The 24,714-nt window shown below is 55.3% G+C and carries 19 protein-coding genes; 16 read left to right on the top strand and 3 right to left on the bottom strand.

The features are described from left to right. Window positions 1-164, top strand: a 164-nt coding sequence (locus MHZ89_RS15190) for an IS1 family transposase (protein WP_000507499.1), incomplete at its 5' end; no start/stop codon positions are given. Between the two features lie 423 nt (window positions 165-587). Here the strand turns inward: MHZ89_RS15190 and MHZ89_RS15185 are convergent. Continuing rightward, the gene (locus tag MHZ89_RS15185; protein ID WP_311783705.1) at window positions 588-1,484 is read right to left on the bottom strand and encodes an SDR family oxidoreductase; all 897 of its coding nucleotides are present in this window, start codon (window positions 1,482-1,484) and stop codon (window positions 588-590) included. A 101-nt stretch (window positions 1,485-1,585) separates the two neighbouring features. Here MHZ89_RS15185 and MHZ89_RS15180 point away from each other — a divergent pair, with 101 nt between their 5' ends. The 13 genes from MHZ89_RS15180 (at window position 1,586) to MHZ89_RS15120 (ending at window position 19,359) form a co-directional block, all read left to right on the top strand. After that, window positions 1,586-2,410: a helix-turn-helix transcriptional regulator gene (locus MHZ89_RS15180; protein WP_311783704.1), complete on the top strand. Its 825-nt coding sequence runs from the start codon at window positions 1,586-1,588 to the stop codon at window positions 2,408-2,410. A 491-nt stretch (window positions 2,411-2,901) separates the two neighbouring features. Further along, complete coding sequence (gene atzF, locus MHZ89_RS15175) at window positions 2,902-4,698, top strand: allophanate hydrolase (RefSeq protein WP_311783703.1); 1,797 nt, start codon at window positions 2,902-2,904, stop codon at window positions 4,696-4,698. A gap of 2 nt (window positions 4,699-4,700) precedes the next feature. Further along, window positions 4,701-8,330 (top strand): urea carboxylase, encoded by a 3,630-nt coding sequence (uca, locus tag MHZ89_RS15170; protein ID WP_311783702.1) that lies wholly within the window; start codon window positions 4,701-4,703, stop codon window positions 8,328-8,330. Then, complete coding sequence (locus MHZ89_RS15165; protein WP_311783701.1) at window positions 8,327-9,025, top strand: GntR family transcriptional regulator; 699 nt, start codon at window positions 8,327-8,329, stop codon at window positions 9,023-9,025. Before uca ends, MHZ89_RS15165 begins: the two co-directional genes overlap by 4 nt. A gap of 28 nt (window positions 9,026-9,053) precedes the next feature. After that, window positions 9,054-10,322, top strand: a complete 1,269-nt coding sequence (gene urtA / locus MHZ89_RS15160) for an urea ABC transporter substrate-binding protein (protein WP_126689646.1) — start codon at window positions 9,054-9,056, stop codon at window positions 10,320-10,322. 56 nt (window positions 10,323-10,378) lie between these two features. Next, window positions 10,379-11,947: an urea ABC transporter permease subunit UrtB gene (urtB, locus tag MHZ89_RS15155; RefSeq protein WP_311783700.1), complete on the top strand. Its 1,569-nt coding sequence runs from the start codon at window positions 10,379-10,381 to the stop codon at window positions 11,945-11,947. Beyond that, window positions 11,947-13,023, top strand: coding sequence for an urea ABC transporter permease subunit UrtC (gene urtC, locus MHZ89_RS15150; RefSeq protein WP_311783699.1), 1,077 nt, complete (start codon window positions 11,947-11,949; stop codon window positions 13,021-13,023). Before urtB ends, urtC begins: the two co-directional genes overlap by 1 nt. Next, window positions 13,016-13,807: an urea ABC transporter ATP-binding protein UrtD gene (gene urtD, locus MHZ89_RS15145; RefSeq protein WP_126689649.1), complete on the top strand. Its 792-nt coding sequence runs from the start codon at window positions 13,016-13,018 to the stop codon at window positions 13,805-13,807. Before urtC ends, urtD begins: the two co-directional genes overlap by 8 nt. Before the next feature lies 1 nt (window position 13,808). Continuing rightward, window positions 13,809-14,507: an urea ABC transporter ATP-binding subunit UrtE gene (gene urtE, locus MHZ89_RS15140; RefSeq protein WP_311783698.1), complete on the top strand. Its 699-nt coding sequence runs from the start codon at window positions 13,809-13,811 to the stop codon at window positions 14,505-14,507. Window positions 14,508-14,727: 220 nt separating this feature from the next. After that, window positions 14,728-15,690 (top strand): LysR family transcriptional regulator, encoded by a 963-nt coding sequence (locus MHZ89_RS15135; protein ID WP_311783697.1) that lies wholly within the window; start codon window positions 14,728-14,730, stop codon window positions 15,688-15,690. Window positions 15,691-15,993: 303 nt separating this feature from the next. After that, a complete protein-coding gene (locus MHZ89_RS15130) occupies window positions 15,994-16,683 on the top strand; it encodes an SDR family oxidoreductase (RefSeq protein WP_311783696.1) in 690 nt (229 codons plus the stop codon). 33 nt (window positions 16,684-16,716) lie between these two features. Further along, the gene (locus MHZ89_RS15125; protein WP_311783695.1) at window positions 16,717-17,781 is read left to right on the top strand and encodes an alkene reductase; all 1,065 of its coding nucleotides are present in this window, start codon (window positions 16,717-16,719) and stop codon (window positions 17,779-17,781) included. A 375-nt stretch (window positions 17,782-18,156) separates the two neighbouring features. Further along, window positions 18,157-19,359: a lactonase family protein gene (locus MHZ89_RS15120; RefSeq protein ID WP_311783694.1), complete on the top strand. Its 1,203-nt coding sequence runs from the start codon at window positions 18,157-18,159 to the stop codon at window positions 19,357-19,359. Between the two features lie 42 nt (window positions 19,360-19,401). Here the strand turns inward: MHZ89_RS15120 and MHZ89_RS15115 are convergent, their stop codons facing one another. Next, window positions 19,402-19,605: a hypothetical protein gene (locus tag MHZ89_RS15115; protein ID WP_311783693.1), complete on the bottom strand. Its 204-nt coding sequence runs from the start codon at window positions 19,603-19,605 to the stop codon at window positions 19,402-19,404. Window positions 19,606-19,893: 288 nt separating this feature from the next. Between MHZ89_RS15115 and fepB the strand changes: the two genes are divergently transcribed. Next, window positions 19,894-20,835: a Fe2+-enterobactin ABC transporter substrate-binding protein gene (gene fepB, locus MHZ89_RS15110; RefSeq protein ID WP_409373290.1), complete on the top strand. Its 942-nt coding sequence runs from the start codon at window positions 19,894-19,896 to the stop codon at window positions 20,833-20,835. Between the two features lie 56 nt (window positions 20,836-20,891). Here the strand turns inward: fepB and fes are convergent, their stop codons facing one another. After that, window positions 20,892-22,211: an enterochelin esterase gene (gene fes / locus MHZ89_RS15105; RefSeq protein WP_311783691.1), complete on the bottom strand. Its 1,320-nt coding sequence runs from the start codon at window positions 22,209-22,211 to the stop codon at window positions 20,892-20,894. Between the two features lie 265 nt (window positions 22,212-22,476). Between fes and MHZ89_RS15100 the strand changes: the two genes are divergently transcribed. Further along, window positions 22,477-24,678 carry a TonB-dependent siderophore receptor gene (locus MHZ89_RS15100; RefSeq protein ID WP_409373286.1) on the top strand — a complete coding sequence of 734 codons (2,202 nt, stop codon included), beginning with the start codon at window positions 22,477-22,479 and terminating at the stop codon, window positions 24,676-24,678. Window positions 24,679-24,714 lie beyond the last annotated feature (36 nt).

The following is a 24,714-nucleotide window of genomic DNA, read 5'->3' as shown; positions in this document are numbered from 1 at the left end:
TGCACGTAATCAGCAAGCGATATACGCAGCGAATTGAGCGGCATAACCTGAATCTGAGGCAGCACCTGGCACGGCTGGGACGGAAGTCGCTGTCGTTCTCAAAATCGGTGGAGCTGCATGACAAAGTCATCGGGCATTATCTGAACATAAAACACTATCAATAAGTTGGAGTCATTACCTTCTTTTTGCCTTCAAAGACTCACTGAATGCTCTGGTTGCTGGCAAGCGTTGGCCGTTGTGGAGTAAAAGCGGGCAGGCTACTTACCCATAAAGATGGTGAGGTCTTTCACTGAGGAACGTTAATGGCGCGGTTGCAGCTAACCGGTTGCGGTTGTCTGCGGTATGTTGGGGCGTGGCGACGACAAGAGTTAATAATGAAGGCGCCGTGATAGCAGTTATGCACACCAGCATAAAAAGGCCCCGAAAGGGACCTTTTTTATCTCAGCCATTGGGCACGACTTACGCTAAGGCTACTTATTTAGACCGGAGCTGCCCGATTAAACAACGCTGATGACCTGCAAAAATCCGTCATCTCACGAGGATGACGGATTTATCAGGCTGTTTTACAGTGGCGCCCTTTATGAGGACTAGATGACTTCGCGAAAGTAGGTCGTCTCGCGCATATCCTGCAAGAGTCCTGGCCCGACTGGCTGCCAGTTAAGCGCCTGGCGCGTCCATGTGCTGGAAGCCGGATTATCCATCGAGGCAAAGAAGGCCATCCAGCCCAGCCACTCTCTGGCTTCCTCCAGCGTCAGGCTTTTTACCGGTAGCGCTAACCCGGCACCAATGGTTTCCGCAATGTGGCGGAATGGAATACCTTCTTCCTGCACCGCATGCAGAATCGTACCCGCTGCGGCATGTTCAGCGGCCAGGCAAAACAGTTCGGCAGCATCGTCACGATGCACCGCAGGCCAGCGGTTTGCGCCATCGCCGATATAGACCGCCGCGCCTTTTTCCTTGGCCATATTGATAATCATGGGTACAAAGCCGCGATCGCCCGCGCCATGCACCGTGGGAGGTAAGCGCACCAGCGAAACGCGCACCCCGCGATCGGCCAGCGTCAGCGCAGCCACATTGGAATTTGAACGCGGATGTGGGCCAGTAGCGGGGCGGGTCTGCTCAACGGCGAGTTGACCTGGCGACACCAGCGCGGTGCCGCTTGCCACTACCAACGGGCAATTTGAACCCGCCAGTACCTCGCCCATCGTCAGAATCGCGCGTTGGTCAACCTCTGCGGCATGATCCATGCGGCTGAAATCGTGGATATAACCCACATGAATCACGCCATCACTCTGTTCAACGGCGCTGCGCAAGCTGGCGGTATTTTCCAGATCCCCACGAATCACCTGCACCTCTTGTTGTTGCAGCTTCTGTGCTGATGCATCGCTACGCGCCAGGCCCAGCACCTCATAACCGCGCGCCTGCAATTTCTTCACAATGGCGGAGCCAATAAATCCGCTCGCCCCGGTCACAAAAATTCGCATATTCGTGCTCCTGTCATTGGGTGTAAAAGCACTATGATAAAAAGCGAGAGCGGCTAACAGCCGAGAGCTTATACAGGTATACGCACTAACAGGCTCACACTATGACCATTCAGGATGACAATCTGCTCGGCAACTTTCTGCGCGAGCGCCGCCAGCGACTCGACGCCGCTAAGCTTGGCTATCAGCTGCTGCGCCGCCGCACGCCGGGATTACGGCGCGAAGAAGTAGCAGTGCGTGCCTGCGTCAGCACGACCTGGTACACCTGGCTAGAGCAGGGCAGAGGCGGCGCGCCATCGGAAGAGGTACTGGAACGTCTGGCCAGAGCGCTGGAGTTAAGCGCTGCCGAACGCGATCATCTGTTTCTGCTGGCGCAAAATCGCCTGCCGGGCGTGACCTGGCAAGCGGGTATTGATGTGACCCCGTCATTGCAGCGCGTTCTCGACTGTATGACGCACACCCCTGCGCTGGTAAAAACCGCCGAGTGGCATGTTGTCGCCTGGAATCGCGCAGCGACCAAAGTATTTGTTGATTACGCTGAGTTGCCACCGGAGCAGCGCAACATTTTGCTGATGATGTTCCGCGATGAAAATATGAAAAAACGCCTGCCGGACTGGCATAACGTGACGCGCCATATGGTGGCCAATTTTCGTGCCGACGTCGCGCGTACCGGTGCCAGCGAGCATGTGCGCGCGCTGGTGGAGGAGTTGAGTAACATGAGCGAAACCTTCCGTCAGCTGTGGCAATCGCAGGAAGTCAGCCAGCATGGCGAGGGAATTAAAACGCTGTGGCTGCCGGATGAAGGCGTACTGGAACTGGAATACAGCACCTTCGCGGTAGAAGGTAAGCCAGGGTTGAGTCTGGTGGTGTTTAATCCGCGTCAGTCGCAAGATCGGGAGAAAGTGGCGCGGTTGATGGCGCGTGAGTAGCCTGGCTCGCTGACAACAGATCGCTACGCGCCTTCTCAGCTTCTCTGGGGTTCAGGAGAGGATACATCTGAAAGCGTTGCGGGCAGCTTCTGCCTGGTAGTAAGGAAAAGGCAACAAGGAGCGTCTCTCGCAACGTTCTCTGTGGTGACATCCTTATACGTAAAACTCGCCTCACTCTATGTGGATCTCTGTTCATTATGTGCAAATTGTCTCCGGTAATATAAGGAACTGCTTATTACATTAACCGCCCATAAAAATCTTGCCTGAAGTATCAGCGTGCAATCTTTCTCCCCCTTCTTAATTTATTAAGAGGCAATTAATTCAATTACAGCTCACTGCATTAAATCAGTGCGATATTTGCACTGAAAGCAATCATGCATAATATAAATAAAAAACGCATGCCATAAATTGCCTTATAAAACAGTTGATTATATATTTGGCATGCTTTATGCCTTATGAATTCCATCTTGTATACCAGATGGAATTCATACATGGCTTACACGTTCGGTTTTACCCTTCAGGACTGGCAACGCTGTTATCAGCAAGAGCCGCACTCTATTTCTTCACTGCTGGCGGCACATCTTGACGCTATTGATCGGCAGGATAACGCCTGGATTTACCTCGCTACACCTGAACAATTGCAGGCGCAAATCGAGCACTTACTGCCGAACTATCTGCGCAATCCGGCTTCACTGCCGCTGTTTGGCGTACCCTTTGCAGTAAAAGACAATATTGATGTAGCAGGCTGGCCCACCACCGCAGCCTGTCCTGCTTTTACCTATACCGCAGCAGAGGACGCCTTTGTCGTCGCGCAGCTGAAGGCAGCGGGTGCAGTCGTAATCGGTAAAACCAATCTGGATCAGTACGCAACAGGACTGGTCGGTACACGCTCTCCATTTGGTGAGGTAAGCAATACCTTTAATCCCGCCTATGTCAGCGGCGGATCAAGCTCTGGTTCCGCCTCGGTGCTGGCGCGTGGGCTGGTCGGGTTCTCTCTCGGCACCGATACTGCCGGTTCTGGCCGTGTGCCTGCTGGTTTCAATAACATCGTCGGCCTGAAGCCAACCAAAGGCTGGTTCTCTGCCAGGGGCGTGGTTCCCGCCTGTCGCCTGAACGACACCATTTCAGTGTTTGCCTTAACGGTAGAAGATGCCTTTGCCGTCGCTACTGCCGCAGGCGGCTACGATGCCGATGACGCCTATTCACGCAGCAACCCGCAAACTGCGCCCGCCAGTTTCAAAGCGAAACCAGACTTTGGAATCCCGGCAACGCCGGAGTTTTTTGGTGACAAGCAGGCTGAAGCCGCCTGGTATAGCGCCCTCGATCAGCTAAAGGCGAGCGGCGCGACGCTGCACCCTGTCGATTTTGCTCCCTTCCATCAGTTAGCAGAGCAGCTTTATTACGGCCCGTGGGTTGCCGAGCGCACCGTGGCGGTAGGCGAGATGCTCAACCGCCCGGAAGAGATGGACCCGGTGGTGTACGGCATCGTCAGCAACGGCCTCAAATACACAGCAGTAGAGGCCTATCAGGCGGAATACCTGCGAGCCGAACTTACGCGTCAAATCCAGCAAACGATGGCGCAGTTTGATGCCGTGGTCGTGCCGACGTCTCCCACCATCCATACGCTGGAAGAGATGAAGCAGGAGCCGGTCTACTACAACTCTCAGTTCGGCACCTACACCAACTTCACCAACCTTGCCGATCTCAGTGCGCTGGCATTGCCTGGCCCGTTTCGTGCCGATGGACTGCCTGCCGGGATCACGCTGATTGCGCCAGCCTGGCAGGATCGTGCTCTGGCCTGTTTTGGTCTGCGCTGGCAGCAGCAGATGGCACTGCCTCTGGGTGCGACTGGTAAACCACAGCCCACACAATCGGCCGCGTTACCCGATTCCAGCGATCATGTGCGTGTAGCGGTCGTGGGCGCACATCTCACCGGCATGCCGCTCAATTTCCAGCTTACCAGCCGCAACGCCGTTTTGGTGGAAGAGACATGTACAGCCAGCCATTACCGCCTGTTTGCCTTGCTCGACGGCCCCATTAAGAAGCCTGGCCTGCTGCGCAGTGATAGCGGCGCGGCGATTACCGTAGAGCTATGGGATATCCCTCTGGCGCGTTTTGGCGAGTTCGTGGCGGAAATCCCGGCCCCGCTCGGCATTGGCTCACTCACGCTCGCAGATGGCCGCATTGTAAAAGGCTTTATCTGTGAGCCAGCGGCGCTGTCGCAAGCGCTGGAAATTACAGAGTCTGGCGGCTGGCGCAACTGGCTGGTCTCACAAGGGAGTAAATAATCATGTTCAGCACCGTTCTGATTGCTAATCGTGGTGAAATCGCCTGCCGCGCCATTCGTACCCTGAAGCGCCTCGGCGTGAAAAGCGTGGCCGTCTATTCTGATGTTGATCGCAACGCGCGCCACGTCAAAGAGGCCGATGTGGCGATCGCGCTCGGAGGAGAGAAACCCAGCGACAGCTATCTGTGCATTGATAAGATCCTTGCCGCCGCTCAAGAAGCCGGTGCGGAAGCCATCTGGCCGGGCTACGGTTTCCTTTCTGAAAGCCAGCCCTTTGCCACCGCCTGTGAAGAAGCGGGTATCACCTTTGTTGGTCCAACAGCCCAGCAGATAGGTGAATTTGGTTTGAAACACCGCGCCCGCGAACTGGCCGCCAGCGCAGGCGTACCCATGACACCGGGCACACCGCTGCTGACTTCACTAGAAGAGGCGATTAACGCAGCAGAAATTATCGGCTATCCGGTGATGCTGAAAAGCACAGCAGGCGGCGGGGGCATTGGCTTGAATCGCTGTGCCAACGAAGACGCACTGCGCAACGCATGGGAAAGCGTGCGCCGTCTGGGCGAGCAGTTCTTTAGCGATGCCGGCGTATTCCTTGAGCGCTGTATCGATCGCGCCCGTCACGTTGAAGTGCAGATTTTCGGCGATGGCCGCGGCAAGGTGGTCGCCCTGGGCGAGCGTGACTGCTCGCTACAGCGCCGTAACCAAAAAGTGGTGGAAGAAACCCCTGCGCCCAATCTTCCGGCGGCCACGCGTGCAGCGCTGCTGGCTTCCGCGGTACGTCTCGGCGAACGGGTCAGCTACCGCAGCGCAGGCACCGTTGAATATATTTATGATGCTGAACAGGACAGCTTCTATTTCCTCGAAGTAAACACCCGCCTGCAGGTAGAACATCCGGTGACGGAATGCGTGACCGGTCTTGACCTGGTTGAATGCATGCTTCAGGTCGCGGCGGGTGATGCCATTGACTGGACGCGCCTGCAAAAAGCCCCAAATGGCGCCTCTGTTGAAGTTCGTATCTATGCCGAAGATCCGCTGAAAAATTTTCAGCCGAGTCCTGGCGTATTGACCAACGTTACGTTCCCCGATGACGTACGCATTGATAGCTGGATCGACACCGGTACCGAGGTCTCTGCATTTTACGATCCGATGATCGCCAAAGTGATTGTTCATGCCGACACGCGTGAAGCTGCCCTGAAGAAGATGCAACAGGCGCTGGCTGCCACGCAGCTACACGGTATCGCCACTAACCTCGACTACCTCCGCCAGGTTGTCGCCACTGAGGCCTTTCACACAGGCGATGTCTGGACGCGTTTCCTCGACAGCTTTACCCCTTCCGCCAGCGTGATTGAGGTGCTGCAACCCGGGACTTTCAGCACTATTCAGGATTTCCCAGGCCGTCTCGGCTACTGGGATATTGGCGTACCGCCTTCCGGCCCGATGGATGATTTAGCCTTCCGCCTTGCCAACCGCATTGTCGGTAACCACGAAAGCGCTGCCGGACTGGAGTTAACTTTGCAGGGACCGACGCTGCGTTTCCATAGCGACGCCGTAATTGCCCTTACTGGCGCGGATTGCCCTGCCGACCTGGATGGAGAAAGCATACCTTACTGGCAGCCAGTTACAGTCAAAGCTGGTCAGACGCTGACATTAGGCCGCGCACGAAGTGGCTGTCGCACCTATCTGGCTGTGCGTAACGGCTTTGACGTACCAGAATACCTCGGCAGCCGCTCAACCTTTTCACTTGGCCAGTTTGGCGGCCATGCCGGATGCACTTTACGTGTAGCCGACATGTTGCCGATCTCCCAGCCGCAGCTGCCTGCCTGCACCACGCCTGCGCCGGTCAGCGAACCGCAGGCGCTCGATGATGCGCTGGTTCCCCATTACGGCACAGTATGGCGCATCGGGGTATTGTACGGGCCACATGGCGCGCCGGATTTCTTTACACAGGCCGCTATCGATGAGTTTTTTTCCAGCGACTGGCAGGTGCATTACAACTCTAACCGACTTGGCGTACGTTTAGTCGGGCCTAAGCCTGGCTGGGCGCGCGCCGACGGTGGCGAAGCCGGGCTGCATCCCTCCAATGTGCACGACTGCGAATATGCGATTGGGGCAGTGAACTTTACCGGCGATTTTCCAGTGATCCTGACGCATGATGGCCCAAGCCTTGGCGGTTTCGTCTGTCCGGTGACCATTGCTAAAGCCGAACTGTGGAAAGTCGGTCAGGTGAAGCCAGGCGACCGCATCCGTTTCCATCCCATCAGTGTTGAAGAAGCGGTGGCGCTGGAGAAAGCGCAGACGCACAGCGTGGAGACCCTGCGCAGCACCCACGTACCCGCTTTTGAAGTGCCGTCGCTGACCGCAAGTCCTACTGGCTCTGCCGCCTTGCTGGCTGCCTTACCGGCTACTGCCGCCACGCCTGCCGTGGTTTACCGCCAGGCCGGTGACAAATATGTGCTGATTGAATATGGCGATAACGTGCTGGATCTGGCGCTGCGTCTGCGTGTGCATCTCCTGATGAATGCGCTGCGCGCGCGTGCGGTTCCGGGTGTTGAAGAGTTATCGCCTGGCGTGCGCTCGCTGCAGGTACGCTATGACAGCCTGCACCTCAGCCAGCAACAGTTAATGCGCTTGCTGCTGGAGCTGGAGGCGGGGCTGGGCGATGTCAGTGAGCTGAAAGTATCGTCACGCATTGTCTGGATGCCGATGGCATTTGAGGACAGCGCCACGCTCGGCGCGGTGCAACGCTACAAAGAAACCGTACGCGAAAGCGCGCCATGGCTACCAAACAACGTCGATTTTATTCAGCGTATCAACGGGCTGGAGAGCCGGGAAGCCGTACGGGATACCCTTTTCGATGCCAGCTACCTGATCCTCGGCCTGGGTGATGTTTATCTTGGCGCGCCATGCGCGGTGCCGGTCGATCCCCGCCATCGCCTGCTCAGTTCTAAATACAGTCCGGCGCGAACCTTCACAGCGGAAGGTACCGTGGGCATCGGCGGCATGTACATGTGCATCTACGGCATGGACTCACCGGGCGGTTATCAGCTGGTCGGCCGTACGCTGCCTATCTGGAATAAATTCCTCAAAAACGATCAGTTCCTGGCGGATGAGCCATGGCTGCTGCGCTTCTTCGATCAGGTACGTTTCTATCCGGTTAGCGAAGAAGAACTCACACAGCTGCGCGACGACTTCCGTGAAGGGCGTACAGCGATACGCATTGAAGAAACGGTATTCGACTTCGCCGCACATCAGCAATTTCTCACCGAGCATGCCGACTCAATTGCTGCCTTTCGACAGCGCCAGGCCGCTGCGTTTGAGCAGGAAGTCACGCTTTGGGCACAGGAAGAGGAGAGTACGCCACCTTCCGCTACAGAGACGCTGGTGGCCGTTGACGAGGATGAAGATGCGCAGGGAGTGTGCGCTGACATGAACGGCAACATCTGGAAAGTGCTGGTTCAGCCGGGCGATACGGTGGAAGCGGGGCAGACGCTGATCATCGTGGAAGCCATGAAAATGGAACTGGCAATTGTTGCGCCTCAAGCCGGCACAGTAAAACGCATCGCCTGTCAGGCCGGACGTCCCGTCAGCCCGGGCGACACCTTGCTGTGGCTGGAACAGGGGGGTGCATGAAGCAGGGCCCACGTAGCAGAAACCGTCCGGAAGCACTGGCGGAAAAGGTTTATCAGGCACTGAAACAGGACATTTTTGCGTTCCGTTTAATGCCGGGCGATCGCTTCAGTGAAAACGAGATCGCCGAGCGGATGGAGGTGAGCCGCACGCCTGTACGCCAGGCGCTCTTCTGGCTGGAGCGAGAAAACTATGTGGAAGTGTGGTTCCGCAGTGGCTGGCAGGTGAAGCCGTTTGACTTCGAATATTTTGAGGAACTGTACGACTTGCGCACCGTACTGGAGCGGGAAGCGGTACGCCGTCTGTGCGCACTGCCACCGAGCGCCTGTGCCGAAGTGCTTGCCGCCTTGAAAAGGTTCTGGATTGACGCGCTACGGCTGGAGGATGGCCAGGCGGTGTCGGCACAGGACGAAGCATTTCACATAGCGCTGGTAACGGCCGCTGGCAATCAGGAAATGGCGCGTATCCACACTGAGTTAACTGAAAAGATCCGCATTATCCGCCGTCTCGACTTTACGCGTGACGATCGTATCGATGCGACCTACCGGGAACACGCTCAAATTTTACAGGCAGTTTTCCAGCAACAGACTGAGGAGGCGCAGCGCATTTTAACCAGTCACATTGCCGTAAGTAAGGCAGAGGTCAGAAAGATCACATTGCATATGTTGCAGCAGGCCCGACTTCAACCTGTTGAATAAAAAAACCAACACACTTAGGGAGTTAATAATGGAAAGACGTTCGTTGCTTAAAGCTTTAGCGCTCTCTGCTACCCTGGCCACTCTTGGCTTTACCTTTGGCGCGCAGGCTGCCGACACCATCAAAGTGGGCATTTTGTCTTCGCTGTCCGGCACCATGGCGATCTCGGAGACACCGCTGAAAGATGTGGCTTTAATGACCATTGATGAGATCAATGCTAAAGGCGGCGTCCTGGGCAAAAAGCTGGAACCGGTAGTGGTCGATCCGGCCTCTAACTGGCCACTGTTCGCTGAAAAAGCCCGCCAGCTACTTACGCAGGATAAAGTCGCCGCGGTGTTTGGCTGCTGGACTTCAGTTTCACGCAAGTCGGTGTTGCCAGTGTTTGAAGAGCTAAACGGACTGCTGTTCTATCCGGTGCAGTATGAGGGTGAAGAGATGTCGCCCAATGTGTTTTACACTGGCGCCGCGCCAAACCAACAGGCGATCCCGGCGGTGCAGTATCTGATGAGCGAAGAGGGTGGCAGCGCGAAACGTTTCTTCCTGCTCGGGACCGATTATGTCTACCCACGCACCACCAATAAGATCCTGCGTGCCTTCCTGCATACCAAAGGGGTTCAGGATAAAGATATTGAAGAAGTCTATACCCCGTTTGGGTACAGCGATTACCAGACTATCGTGTCCAACATCCGGAAATTCTCAGCCGGTGGTAAAACTGCGGTGATCTCCACCATCAACGGAGACTCCAACGTACCTTTCTATAAAGAGCTGGCCAACCAGGGCATTAAAGCTACCGACATTCCGGTGATCGCCTTCTCGGTAGGTGAAGAAGAGCTGCGCGGTATAGACACCAAACCGCTGGTCGGTCAGCTGGCAGCATGGAACTACTTTGAATCAATCGATAATCCAGCGAATACCCAGTTCGTTGCTGACTATCGCGCCTATGCCAAAGCACATAACCTGCCGAACGCAGATACGGTGGTGACCAACGACCCGATGGAGGCGACCTATGTAGGGCTGCATATGTGGGCACAGGCAGTCGAGAAGGCAGGCACGACCGATGTGGATAAAGTGCGGGCGGCGATGGCCGGACAAACCTTCAATGCGCCAGATGGCTTCACGCTGACCATGGATAAGGTCAATCACCACCTGCATAAGCCGGTAATGATTGGTGAAGTGCAAGAGAACGGCCAGTTCAACGTGGTGTGGCAGACCGAACAGCCAGTACGCGCTCAGCCGTGGAGCCCGTACATCGCCGGTAATGATAAGAAGCCTGATTATCCGGTCAAGACGTCGAATTAAAATGATGCCCCTCAGGATCCTGAGGGGCACTGAGCCATACACAGAAGGCCGCAATAATGAATTTTAAACGCTACATCTGTTGTTTGCTGCTCCTGCTCCTTCCCTGGCTTACTCACGCTGGCGATGGCGCTGATTTCGCCGCCGCCAGCCGCACGCAGCAGGCAACGTTACTGCTACAGTGGGCCGCTGCGCCTCAGACCAGTCGCCTGCCGCTGTTACAGGCGCTGCGTAAAGAAAGCGTAGTAATTGACCAGAACAAGCAGCCGTTCAGCAAACAAGACGGCAGGCTTATTCCGCTGGACAGCGCTCTGCAACCCAGCGGCGATACGAAAAAGCTGTTTATGAATAACCGGCTGCGTCTCCTGATTGCCAGCGCTCTGGCCGCACACCAGTTGGTGAGTGACGATCCTGCAATCCGATTAAGTGCCGCACAGCAGCTACAGAATGACGGCGCTGCCGATCAGCTGCCGCTGATTGAACAACGCCTTGCAGTAGAAAAAGACCCGCAGGTGCATAGTGCGCTGGTCATGGCAGCCGCTAACCTGCAACTTGCCAGCCCCGATGCGGCAGTGCGTCTCAGAGCCGTTACGCTGCTTGGCGGATCTACCGATCCCACTATGCAGGCCAGCCTTAATCGTTTGACCCAGACCAGCAACGAACCTGACGCCAGGGTGCGCGCCGCTGCCGCTGACAGTCTGCAACAAATCAGGCACCGACTGATGTGGGGTGAGCTGTTTGGTCAGGCCTTTACCGGCCTCTCACTGGGTTCCATTCTGCTGCTGGCTGCGCTCGGTCTGGCCATCACCTACGGTCTGCTCGGCGTGATCAATATGGCTCACGGCGAGATGTTAATGCTGGGGGCTTACGCCACCTGGTTTGTCCAGCATCTGTTCCAGCAGTTCGCACCTGAGTGGCTGGCGTGGTATCCGCTGCTGGCGCTTCCGGTGGCGTTTGCTGTGACTGCCGGGATGGGCATGCTGCTGGAGCGCACCATTATCCGGCATCTGTATGGTCGTCCACTGGAAACGCTACTCGCCACCTGGGGCATCAGCCTGATGCTGATCCAGCTGGTGCGCATGCTGTTTGGCGCGCAAAACCTTGAGGTAGCCAATCCAGGCTGGCTCTCTGGCGGGCTTCAGGTGCTGCCCAACCTGGTGCTGCCGTATAACCGTATTGCGGTGATCCTGTTTGTGTTCGCTGTACTGGCGCTCACCTGGCTGCTGCTGAATAAAACGCGCCTGGGCCTCAATGTCCGGGCCGTAACGCAAAACCGGGCGATGGCGGATTGCTGCGGCGTCCCGACCGGACGCATTGATATGCTGGCATTTGGCCTCGGTTCAGGGATTGCCGGGCTTGGCGGCGTGGCACTGTCACAACTTGGTAATGTGGGGCCTGAACTCGGCCAGAGCTACATCATCGACTCTTTCCTTGTGGTGGTTCTGGGTGGCGTAGGGCAACTGGCGGGCACCGTAGTAGCAGCCTTTGGGCTGGGCATTCTTAACAAAATACTGGAGCCACAGATTGGCGCGGTACTGGGAAAGATCCTCATCCTTGTGTTGATTGTGCTGTTTATTCAGAAACGTCCACAGGGCCTGTTTGCCTTCAAAGGGAGGGTAACTGACTAATGAGCCAACCCATAACCTTAACGCTGGCGCGTAAAATGCCGCGCCTGAGCATCAGCCTTGGCGCAGCCTTCACCGTCCTGTTGCTGGCGCTGCCATTCTGCGCACTGTTACCCGCCGCGCATCCGTTGGCTATTTCAACCTATACGCTGACGTTGTTCGGCAAAATACTGTGCTATGCGGTTGTTGCCGTGGCGCTGGATTTAGTGTGGGGTTACGCCGGTTTACTGTCGCTCGGACATGGTCTGTTTTTCGCGCTGGGTGGCTATGGCATGGGCATGTACCTTATGCGTCAGGCTTCGGGCGAGGGCTTACCCGCTTTTATGTCCTTTTTGTCATGGAGCGAGCTGCCGTGGTTCTGGGCAGGAACTCAGCATTTTGCCTGGGCACTGTGTCTGATCATCCTTGTGCCTGGCGTGCTGGCGCTGGTGTTTGGCTTCTTTGCCTTCCGCTCGAAAATCAAAGGGGTGTACTTCTCGATCATGACGCAGGCGCTGACTTATGCGGGCATGCTGTTGTTCTTTCGCAATGAAACCGGCTTTGGCGGCAATAATGGCTTTACCGGTTTCACAACCTTGCTCGGCTTTAATGTCACCGCCACCAGCACACGCATTGGGCTGTTTATCGCCACGCTGTTGCTGTTGTTGTTCAGCCTCGGTATTGGCTTTGCCCTGGCGCGCAGCAAGTTCGGCCGCGTGCTGACAGCGGTACGTGATGAAGAAAACCGGCTGATGTTTGTAGGCTATGACCCTAGGGGATTCAAACTTTTTGTCTGGACACTCTCTGCGGTGTTATGTGGGCTGGCTGGCGCGCTCTATGTACCGCAGGTCGGCATCATCAACCCCAGCGAAATGTCGCCGACCAACTCCATTGAAGCGGCCATCTGGGTTGCGCTCGGTGGCCGCGGCACGCTGATTGGTCCGCTGTTGGGCGCGGCGATAGTGAACGGTGCTAAGAGCTGGTTCACCGTGGCTTTCCCGGAGTTCTGGCTGTTCTTCCTTGGCCTGATGTTTATCCTTGTCACGCTGTTCCTGCCGCGTGGGGTAATTGGCCTGCTGCGTCGGAGGCGTAATGACTGAAAAACTTTTTACTCAACCCCACCCGGCAGATCGTCATCGGGGGAAGACGGACCCCGTTTTACAGCTGAACAACGTTAACGTCTCTTTTGATGGCTTTCGGGCGTTGACCGATCTGTCACTGGAGATCGGGGTTGGCGAACTGCGCTGTGTGATAGGGCCTAATGGCGCAGGCAAAACCACACTGATGGATGTGATCACCGGAAAAACATGTCCTGACAGCGGGCTGGTGATCTATGACCAGGACAAGGATCTGACCAGAATGTCGTCAGTCGAGATTGCGCGTGCCGGCATCGGCCGCAAATTCCAGAAACCCACGGTATTTGAGGCGTTAACGGTGTTTGAAAACCTGGAGATCGCGCTGAAAAACGATAAGTCTGTGTGGGCCAGCCTGCGCGCCAGGCTGGATGGTGAGCAGCAGGATCGCATTGATGAGGTGCTCAAACTGCTGCGCATCGGCGGCGAACGCCAGCGCAAAGCCGGGTTGCTGTCTCACGGTCAGAAGCAGTTTCTCGAAATCGGCATGCTGCTGGTGCAGGAGCCACATCTGCTGCTGCTCGACGAGCCGGCTGCTGGCATGACCGATGCGGAAACTGAATACACAGCCGAGCTATTTCGCAGTCTGGCAGGCAAACATTCGCTAATGGTAGTCGAGCATGATATGGGCTTCGTGGAAGCCATTGCCGATCATGTCACGGTACTTCATCAGGGCCAGGTGCTGGCTGAGGGGTCGTTACGCGAAGTACAGGCGGACGATCGGGTTATTGACGTTTATCTGGGGCGCTGAAATGCTGCAAGTATCAAAACTGCATCAATATTATGGTGGCAGCCATATTCTGCGTGGTCTCACTTTTGAGGCGAAGCCAGGCGAAATTACCTGTCTGCTCGGACGCAACGGCGTAGGCAAAACGACCCTGTTAAAATGTCTGATGGGGCTAATCCCGGCTAAATCGGGTGAGATTCGCTGGCAGGATAAGGTGATTAACAGCCGTAAGCCGCACCAGCGCATGCAGTCAGGCATTGCCTATGTCCCGCAGGGACGCGAAATTTTCCCACGCCTGACGGTAGAAGAAAATCTGCTGATGGGCCTGGCACGTTTCTCTGGCTCAGAGGCTAAAAAAGTGCCGGAAGAGATCTATCAGCTGTTCCCGGTGCTGCGGGAGATGAAAGCGCGACGGGGAGGGGATCTGTCCGGAGGTCAGCAACAGCAACTTGCCATTGGTCGTGCGCTGGCCGGAAAACCAGAGCTGCTTATTCTGGATGAGCCTACAGAGGGTATTCAGCCCTCTGTTATCAAGGAAATCGGTGAAGTTATTCGCCAGCTGGCAAAAAAAGGCGATATGGCAATTCTGCTCGTGGAGCAGTTTTACGATCTTGCAGCCGATCTGGCAGATAGCTATCTGGTGATGTCGCGGGGAGAAATTATCCAGCGAGGGAGAGGCGAGGATATGGAAAGCGAGGGTGTGAGAAATCTCGTAGCAATCTGACTCGTCTGGCGGGTGATTACCCCGCCTTACAACGGGAAGGGGGGCCTGTCCCCCGCTTTGTACCAGAGGCGGGGGTTATGACAGGGGCTGATTAACGTATTACGCTTTCTGTATCTAATGCCCACGTAAGGCCAGATCTATTAAAGAGCGTTGCTCTGTTCAGCAATGATTCATTTTTATATGATTTGAAAACCTGAATCCTCACTGCACAGATGCCCTTATGGAACAGATATCTATTGAGCGACTGACAGGCCTTATAGCCTTTACTCGCGCGGCATCACTTGGCAGCTTTTCCGCAGCCTCCAAAGCCCTGGGTATTTCTCCTTCAGCCGTCAGTAAAAGCATTGCCCGGCTGGAAAAGCAGATGAACCTGTCGCTTTTTACCCGCACGACGCGCTCCCTGCATCTGACTCAGGAGGGCAGAGTACTCTATGAAAAAGCCCTGCAGCTTTTGCAGGAGGCCGAAAATATTCAGCAGGCAGTTATTTCTGCCAGAAGCCGGCCCTCTGGCTTGCTGCGAGTGACGGCGCCCTGGCCCATTGCAGTCCATATCCTTGCCCCGGCTCTCCCCGCTTTTCATGAACGCTATCCAGATATTTTTGTAGATATTCGTATCAACGATCAGGTCAGCGATATGACGGCAGAGGGCATTGATGTGGCTCTCAGGGTAGGGAGTATTCCGGATTCACGGTTAATAGCTCGACGACTGGGCCACCACCGCATTTGCGCATTTGCTTCTCCCTCTTATCTGAAACGTAAAGGCACGCCTGTGCATCCTGACGAGCTAAAAGATCATGACTGCGTTAATTTCCGGTTTCAAAGCACAGGCCAGGTATTTCGCTGGGCATTCAGTATGGATAATGAAATAGAGGAATATCCCGTTAATGCCTGGATGATGGCGGACGCCAGCGAGATCGTTGCGGGCGTCGTCATATCGGGCGGCGGAATCGGATTTTTGCCCACCTATATGAGCGCGCAGCATGTAAGAAACGGAACCCTTGTTCCTGTCATGCCAGCCTTTGCTTTCAATCGCGCCTGGATCACCGCCTTATGGCCTGAAAGCCGGCGTAACAGCATAAACGTGAGGGTATTTATCGATATGCTGAGCGAAATTTTCGCCTCCCCGACACCCTGGGAGAATGACCTGAAAACAGTGGAAGAAAAAACAAACCCGTCACGCTAAAGCTGCATAGCTGCCATGCTGAAAGTGAGATTCACGATGATTACTAAACACGTCAGCCTGTAAGCCTGCAATTTTTTAGTGACCTCTCTGCTTTGTTACCTGAAAGTTCCAGGCTTTTGCTCTTATTTGTTCCATCATGGCACTTACAGAGTGAGCATTAGCGCCATTAAATCAGCAAATGAAATCCCCTAGTATGTTCGTGAACGGTCATTTACCGAATCCAACTTTCCCGGAGTTAATCATGAACACAACAGAAGCGCTGTCCCTCAGTCCAGACCAAACGGCATCACCGGTAGTCATGTAATGATTTTTGGCGGAAGCTCCGGCATCGGCCTGTCTACAGCGATTCAGGCAAAAGATGCCGGAGCAAAAGTCACCATCATCGGCTCAAATCCTGATCGTACTGCCAGCGTCGCGATGCAATATGGTTTTAACTGGCGCAGTGCGGATATTACCGACAGGGAGGCCGTCAACGCAGCCTTGTCAGACGTTGACGTTGTTGATCATCTGGTACTTCTGGCAGGCTCCTTTGTGGCAGGAAAGATAATGGAAGCCGAACCCGACTATTTGCGCCGCGCTTTTGACGAGCGCATCTGGGCCTCAGTCGATATTCTTCGGGCGCTTGGCGACCGACTCAGCGAAACTGCATCCGTCACGTTTATCTCCGGCGTCCTGGCTGACCGCCCCAACGCAGCGGGCACCGCTGTGCTAGCCGCGGCGTCTTCAGCTATGGAAGGCTTTGCTCGCGGTCTTGCCCTGGAATTAGCGCCGCGCCGCTTTAATACCCTTTCACCAGGCACCACAAATACTGCTCTGCTCGGGCGTACGCTCGGTGCAGCGCGCGACGGTTACATCGCTTCCTTAAGTGCGCAGCTTCCCTTAAAGCAAATTGTTTCCGCAGATGCGGCGGGCGCCGCCGTGTTGTTTCTGATGCAGAACCCTTTTATGAATGGCGAAGTAGTGCATATCGATGGTGGACAGCGACTCGTCTGAGCCGACCAGCCTTTAACCAGGAGGAAGAGAATAATGAGTATGCTTTTTGAGCCTCTGCAACTGGGCGCCATTATGGCACCGAATCGTTTCATCATGGCGCCAATGACGCGCGCCCGTGGCACCGAAGATAACGTGCCCACCTCGATAATGGCCGATTATTATGCTCAGCGCGCTTCTGCTGGTCTGATTATCAGCGAAGCTATTGGTATTTCCCGGCAAGGTCTGGGCTGGCCCTATGCCACAGGCATATGGAATGCGGAACAGATAGCGGGCTGGCAGCGCGTCACCTCAGCAGTGCATGCCGCAGGCGGGCGGATCATTGCGCAGCTCTGGCATATGGGCCGCGTGGTGCATTCCAGCATGGGTGGGGAACAACCTGTTTCGGCGTCAGCCACCACTGCGCCCGGACATGCTCATACCTATTCAGGAAACACGGCATATGAACAGGCGCGCCCGCTCGAACTCAGCGAAATCCCGGCAATTATCAACCAGTACCGACAGGCAGCCAGAAATGCCATAAAAGCGGGTTTTGATGGCATTCAGCTTCATGCCTCGAATGGCTATCTTATCGATCAGTTTTTACGCGACAGTGATAATCACCGAACAGACAACTATGGCGGTTCAAAAGAGAATCGCATTCGCCTGCTGGCCGAAATTACGCAGAGTGTTTCAGATGAGATTGGCGCAGACCGCGTTGGCGTCCGTCTTTCCCCCAATGGCGAGACTCAGGGCATACGCGACTCCGATCCTGTTCCACTTTTTCGCATGGCGCTGGGGATGCTTTCAGAAATAGGGATTGCTCACCTTGAGTTAAGGGAACCACCGGTTGATGGCACCTTCGGCGTGGGGGAGCAGCCTCCGCTGGCTGAGGAGCTGAGACCTTATTTTCGCGGCCCCTTAATCCTGAACTCAGACTTTAGCGTCGCTCGGGCTGAGCAGGCTCTGAAAAAGGGAATCGGTGATGCAGTAAGCTTTGGCCGACCCTTTATTTCAAACCCGGATTTTCCAGAGCGGGTCGCCCGGGCGATGCCGCTCACCCCAAACGATCGCAACACCTGGTTTACTCAGGGTGCAAAAGGGTATATCGATTACGTCTGAAATTAAGCCTGGCCTGAACAGCAGCACCTTATTGCAGTGAAAACCAACACATATCTCGTGCAGCGGTACCGCTAGTATTGGGGCCATCGGGTATCGTTGCTACGTGATTATCTGTCTGGGGGTATCTGATATGTTTTAGAGCCTCAAGCATCGCGCCAGCTTAATGCCCGCAGAGCAGGCTCCTTTATTAAAAAGTTACCTGCCAGCACTGCTGGCAGCCGGGCGTGAGACATTACTCAATCAGTCCTTGAGCGAGTCGTCAGTTTCCTGAATTTTAATCTTCTGTATTGTGAACCGGGTCACCCTGGCCAGATGCTATTCAAATGAATCCCACTATAGTCGTTAAACATTCCGATTACGGTGGGGTACTAATAAATGAATAGAAATAAAAAAACCATGCACAGCCGTTTAGCCACAAACATAACCATGGCATTATCCCTGGCTGTTTTTTCACTGGCGGGAAGCGCAATGGCAAATGCCGTGGCAGATAATCAAACAGCATTAGTGGGGACCTGGACATCAATTCCAGATGCGCCGTCAGAGCAAAAACCTGAACATCCCAGTGAAGGTTTATATCGCCTGAAGGTGAACAGCGACGGGACGCTGACGCCACTCGATGTAATCAAAATGAAAAGCCCGTCGTGGATTGTGAAATCCCGCGATGGGCGTTTCGCCTATACCACCAATGAGGAAAGTAGCGGTGCGGTCACCGCACTGAGCGTTGATAAAAACGGCCAGGTGCGGGTGCTTAATATCGTAGACAGCCACGGCCAGCAGCCGACCCATGCGACTATCAGCCCGGACGGTAAGTTCCTTTTTGTATCTAACTACTCCGTGGCGAAAGGTGGAGCGGGCGTGTCGGTCTTCCCGATCCATCACGATGGCAAACTGGGCGAGCAGGTACAACATTTCCCGTTTGAGCGCGGTAGCGGTGCCGTTGAAGGGCGTCAGGATGGCGGCCATGCGCACTCCACCACTTTTACGCATGATGGTAAGTATCTCTACGCAGCCGACCTTGGCGGTGACAAGCTGCACGCCTACCGCTATCACGCTGATAAAGCGCAGCCGCTGGAGGCAGATAGCGCACGTGACGTGAGTTTTACTGCAGGTTCTGGGCCTCGCCATATGGTGTTTGCGCCGAATGGTAAGCATGCCTATGTCATTAATGAAATGGCCGGTGAGATTGTCGTGTTGACTGTGAATCAGGATCGTCTGGACCCTGTTGCCCATATCAAACTGAATACCGAAAATAACAGCGCAGAATATCGCAGCGGCTCAGGGATTATTTTAAGTCCGAACGGTAAATATGTGATTGCGGCGAATCGTGGCTCAGATAATAAATTGCTGGTATTCAAAATTGAAGCAGATGGCATGTTAGGTAAGCCGGTGAGTTATAACGCTAACGGTATTGAACCGCGTGCATTTTCCTTCGATAGTAGCGGTAAATATCTCTACGTGGCTAACGTGTTCACTAATAATATTTCCCTGTTTCATTTCAATGCGAAAACCGGTGAAATGAAAGCAGCTGGTGACGCGGCGAAAATATCTACGCCCACGGATATTAAATTCTTTAATTAGATAAGGTGCGAAGCAAAGCGCACTGAGTTGCCAGCAGCGGCCTTAATCAGGCGTCCCGGACGGGCGCTGGTTAATCGCCAGCGGCGAAAAGAGCGCGATGATAGAGCTTTGATAAGTAGCGGAAGGGTGAATATAAGAAGAACCGCGTAAGTTTGCGGTTCTTCTCCGTAGCCGATCCAGAAGCTCAATACGCGGCGAAAGAGAAAAGCATGCAGCAGCCGAGGCGGCCCGCAAATTTTCGCTCATTCTAAACGGGGTCCTGGTCGTTCAGGTGAAAAGGAGAGAGGGAAGCATCCAGAACAGCCCACGCTGCCTGTTTCTGATATCTAATTTAACATAATCATGATTATGCGCACTTAACTTATCCGGGGCCGCACTTAAGGATACCCGTTAATGTTTGCCTTCACATCAGCAAAACGCCTTGCAGCCACACCAGATTAACCCTTGCGTCCTGACTATCTCAGTATGAAAATGAGAATCATTACTCAACAAAATAAGGATGTTGCCGTGAGCAAAGTTTTAGCCCGCCGCTGTGTGTTTTGCCTCTGTAGTTTGCTTTTCATTCATAACGCCGTTGCCCAGGATGAAGCCTGGCCGCGTCAGTTTCAGGATCGCCACGGTGCCCATACCCTGACACAGGCTCCGCAGCGCATTGTTTCAACGAGCGAGACCCTGACCGGCTCGCTGCTTGCCATCGACGCTCCGGTTGTCGCCAGCACGTCTACCACGCCTTCCAGCCAAATTTCAGACTCCCAGGGTTTTTTCAGCCAGTGGGGAGATATTGCTCGTCAGCGCGGTGTTGCCAGGCTTGGCTGGGGCGAAATCAGCGTGGAAAGAGTTGCGATGCAAAGGCCGGATCTTATCTTAATCAGCGCCACGGGCGGCGACTCTTCGCAGGCGCAGTACGCTCAGATGGCGGCCCTGGCCCCGGTACTGGTGGTGAGATATGACGACAAAAGCTGGCAGCAACTCTTAACGCAGCTGGGCAGGATCACCGGCCATGAAGATCAGGCGCAGCAGCGCATTCAGGAAGCAGAAAAGGCCTTTGAGAAAATGAAGCAGGAGATTAGCCTGCCTGCGCAGCCGGTAAACGCCATCGTCTGGGATGAGTTAACGCAGTCGGCCAGGGTTTTTACGGCGGATTCAGCGCAGGGGCAGTTCCTGATCAAGGCGGGTTTCGAGCTGGCGTCGCTGCCGGAAAATGTTCAGCCGCGCGCTACTCAGGGTAAACGCCAGGATATCGTCCAGCTTGAGGGTGAGAGCCTCGTTAACGGCCTGACAGGTAAAACGCTGCTGCTGTTCGCCGCCAGCGAAAGCGATAAAAACGCCTTGCTCGCCAGCCCCCTGCTCGCCCATCAGCCCGCCGTGAAGGCTAAACAGGTTTACGCCATGGGGCCGGAAACCTTTCGCCTCGACTATTACAGCGCGATGGAACTGATCGACCGCGTGAGCGCTTTGTTCGGCACAAGACGCTGATTAGCGGTAGCCGAACTGTGCGGCAAAAGCTGGTTGCGCCCGCGTATAGCGCTCCTTTAGTCGAACGCGGCGGCTTTGTAATGCGTCTGCATGAGCTGCTGTCCGAGCAGCCAGCGAACCCCATCGGTTAAGCCTCCGCGCCAGCACAGCAGGTCATGGCCGCCGTGATAGCTGCGATAATGCACCTTATGCCCGGCTTCCAGCAGCGCCTGGCGCATTTGCTGGTTTACAAAAAGAATGTCCTGCTCAAGCAGCCCTGCTTCCTGAAATATGCGCAGCGGAACGGCGTTCGGCCGCCGTGAAACCTGCTGTATGAGGTAGCCTTTCTCGTGCTGCTCGCGCGCTTCGTAGTGAGTCATAAACTTCATGTTTGGCCACCAGAAAGAGCCAGACTGGGTGAGCACGCAGCCGAACCGCTGCGGCCAGTAAAGCCCGGCGTACAGCGCGGCGAGACCGCCATAGCTCTGCCCGGCCACCACGGTTAACGCGGGATCGTCGGTAAAGGGGGCGATCTTTTTGGCAAGAGGGAGAAGTTCTTCCTCTACCGCTATCCAGAAATCAGCGTTGCAGGCCAGCTCGCGGGAGCGAGTGGCGTCATCAATAGCGTCAATCATCAGCCACGCCGCCGCAGGCAGATCCCCCTGTCGGGTTTGCTGCTCCAGCACAGGAAGCAGCGACATGCTGATTGCCCAGTTCTGCCCGTCCAGCACCACCACCAGCGGCAGATCTGCCTCTTCTGCCTCTGCGGGCCGCCAGAGCCAGCAGCGTCGCCGGTTACCCAGCCGCACGCTGTTCCAGTCGAATCGAAAATGCTTTTCATCAACCTCAGGCGCGCGCCCGGCATCGACCTCATGCCACGCCTGCTGGCTAAGGGCATCAGGCAGATGAATGCCGGATAAACGCACCCCGCGAGCGTTGCCATGCGGCGCGCAGGGGTTCAGTGGGTCAGCAATAGCGAAAGGAAACAGCGAGCGCCACCATTCGCGCTGCTGCCTGCGCCGCTGTTCGGGCGTCCCTTTCGCTTGCGGCGGAAGCTGCGCTTTGCTGATGGGAATCAGGCTATAGCTACCGCGCCAGTCACTGGCTTGCTGAACAGATGCCATCCAGATATCGCTGCCGGTCAGGCGCTCAAGGCTTACGGGTGAAAAACTGTGATGATCTGTTACGCCGTTAATATCGAGGTAGACCCGGCAAATGGAAGAGGTGGTTTCATCGCCTTGCGGATCGCGCCACAAAAAGGTCAGTTTCAGGCGGGATTCGCCAGGCATCTCTTCCACAATCGGCGTGCCGATCCTGGCTATCTGCTGCCACCAGGTCGGGCTTCCTGCCTCGTTTTTTGCCAGTAAAGCGGCAGCCGCGCCGGATGAATATGGCACCCTGTTTCCTCCTTCCAGACCTGTAAAACGCGTTACGTGTTGCTGTTAAATAGCGAGCGCACTGGTGTAAGTCACTAATGCAAATGATATTGATAATAATTTGCTCTTACAATACGCTTGTTGACGTTTCGGACAGGAGCGCCGTTTCAGTTCATCGCATGACCGATCGGTTTCGCTCAAAGAAACGGCAATAAAGCCCCGCCGAATCATCATTACGCACTGAGTTTTAGAGCTTCTTCAGAAACGGATACTTCAGGAAAAAACGATGATGATAAAAAACAAGCATCTGGCGGGGGCAAGCACCTCGTCTTTCACCAGTAAGAGTGGTCTTACCCTGCTGGCTACGCTGATAGCCTCCTCTTTCCCTCTGTACGCAGCCGATAAGCAGGATGAAACGCTGGTGGTGACGGGCGTGACCTCATCTGAGGTTCCCTCCGCGCCGCTTAAGGGCGTCGTCGCCAAAAGCAGCGACGCCGGCACAAAAATGGCGGCCTCGCTGGTCAAAACGCCGCAGAATATTTCAGTCGTGACGCGTGACCAGATGGATGCGCAGGGTGCCAAAACAGTTGCCGATGCGCTGAACTACTCCAGCGGCGCGTTCACCAACTATCGTGGTTCCTCCAACCGCAACGATGAAGTGATCGTGCGCGGCTTTCGCTACGCGCCTAAATTTCTTGATGGATTAAGCTATGGGCTGGCCGGTCAGGGCAGTACAGCCGGGAACATCGATCCGTGGCTGCTTGAGCGCGTGGAGCTGGTACATGGTCCAGCCTCTGTGCTCTACGGCCAGGTGAATCCGGGCGGGATCATCAATATGACCAGCAAACGCCCAACCGCTGAGCCGATTCATAAAATTCAGGTGCGCGGCGGTAATAAGCATCTCGGCGAAGCGGCGTTTGATTTCGGCGGCGCGCTGAACGACGAACGCACCCTGCTCTATCGTCTCAATGGGATCGCCAGCACCCAGCACCAGTTTGTTAAGGACTATAAACAACAGCGGCTGGCGATTGCCCCCGCCCTGACCTGGCTGCCAAACAGCGATACCAGCTTTACCCTGCTGACCAGCTACCAGAACGATCCTAAAGCGGGCTACCGCAACTTTCTGCCTGCCCTCGGCACCGTTACCGCAACCGCTAACGGGCAGTATATTCCCTATGATATGAACGTTAGCGATCCCTCCTGGAACCAGTCGAAGCGCGAACAGACGTCTGTGGGTTATCTGTTTGAGCACAGCTTCAATGAAAACGTCACGCTGGTGCAGAACCTGCGCTACTCGAATATAAAAAGTAAATACAAATACCTGGTCTACACCACAAGCAACACGGAGATCTCCGACACCAATATCGCCCGCCGCGCCCAGCGTGAAAAAACCAGCACCGATGAGCTAGCCTTCGACAATCACCTGAACGCCAGATTCGATACCGGCGCCCTCTCCCATAACCTTGTCGCCGGGCTGGATTACAAGTGGAATAAAAGCACCAGCGAACTGTGGCGCGCCGGGGGAGATAAATATAACTTCGACTGGGCGAACCCGGTTTATGGTATCTCTGTCGATGAAAGCGAGCTTTCTAAAACTACCGACAGCGTGAAAAAGCTCGACCAGATTGGTCTCTACCTGCAAGACCAGCTGGAGTGGAAAAACTGGAATCTGCTGCTGTCCGGCCGTCACGACTGGAGCGAAGTCCGCACCCTGGATCGCACCGACAGTAGCCTGTCTCAACAAAACGACAATAAGTTCACCGGCCGCGCGGCGTTGCTCTATGCCTTTGACTTCGGCCTGTCGCCTTACGTCAGCTACAGCACCTCGTTCGAGCCTAACCTCGATTCGGGCGCGCCGGGTTCCGCGGCGTTTAAGCCGACAACCGGCGAACAAAAGGAAGTGGGCCTGAAGTTCCAACCGAAAGGCAGCGATACGGTGTTGAGCCTGGCGCTGTTCGACATCGATCAGAAGAACATTACTTCGTACAACAGCGTGACCGGCTATAACGAGCAGATTGGGAAGACGCGCTCAAAAGGTGTGGAAACAGAACTGCACTCGCAGCTGACGCCAGAAATCGCCGTCATAGCCAGCTACACCTTTACCGACGCGGTAATCAAAGAGAGCAATACCTCCGCTCAGGTCGGTAAAGCGCCAGCCGCGATCCCGCGCCATATGGCCTCGCTCTGGGGCAGCTATACCTTCCAGCAAGGGCCTCTGAAAAGTTTCACCCTGGGCAGCGGCGTGCGCTACACCGGCACCAGCTACGGCGACAATACCGAAGCGTTCAAGGTGCCTGCCTATACCCTGTATGACGTGATGGCCCGCTACGACCTGGGCGAAGCCAGCTCCGCTCTGAAAGGCACCACCCTTCAGTTCAACGTCAACAACCTGACCAACAAGCACTACGTCTCCTCCTGCAGCGGCACGACAGCCTGCTTCTACGGCTCCGGCCGAACGATGTTCGCGACGCTCAGCTACAGCTGGTAATGCCTTGCGCCCGGACTTCGCAGCCCGGGCGCACTA

This window comes from Pantoea sp. ACRSB, assembly GCF_022346905.1.
Lineage (GTDB): Bacteria > Pseudomonadota > Gammaproteobacteria > Enterobacterales > Enterobacteriaceae > Pantoea > Pantoea piersonii.
The sequence above is the reverse complement of the archived record's forward strand: the minus strand, read 5'-3'. Positions and strand labels throughout refer to the sequence as shown.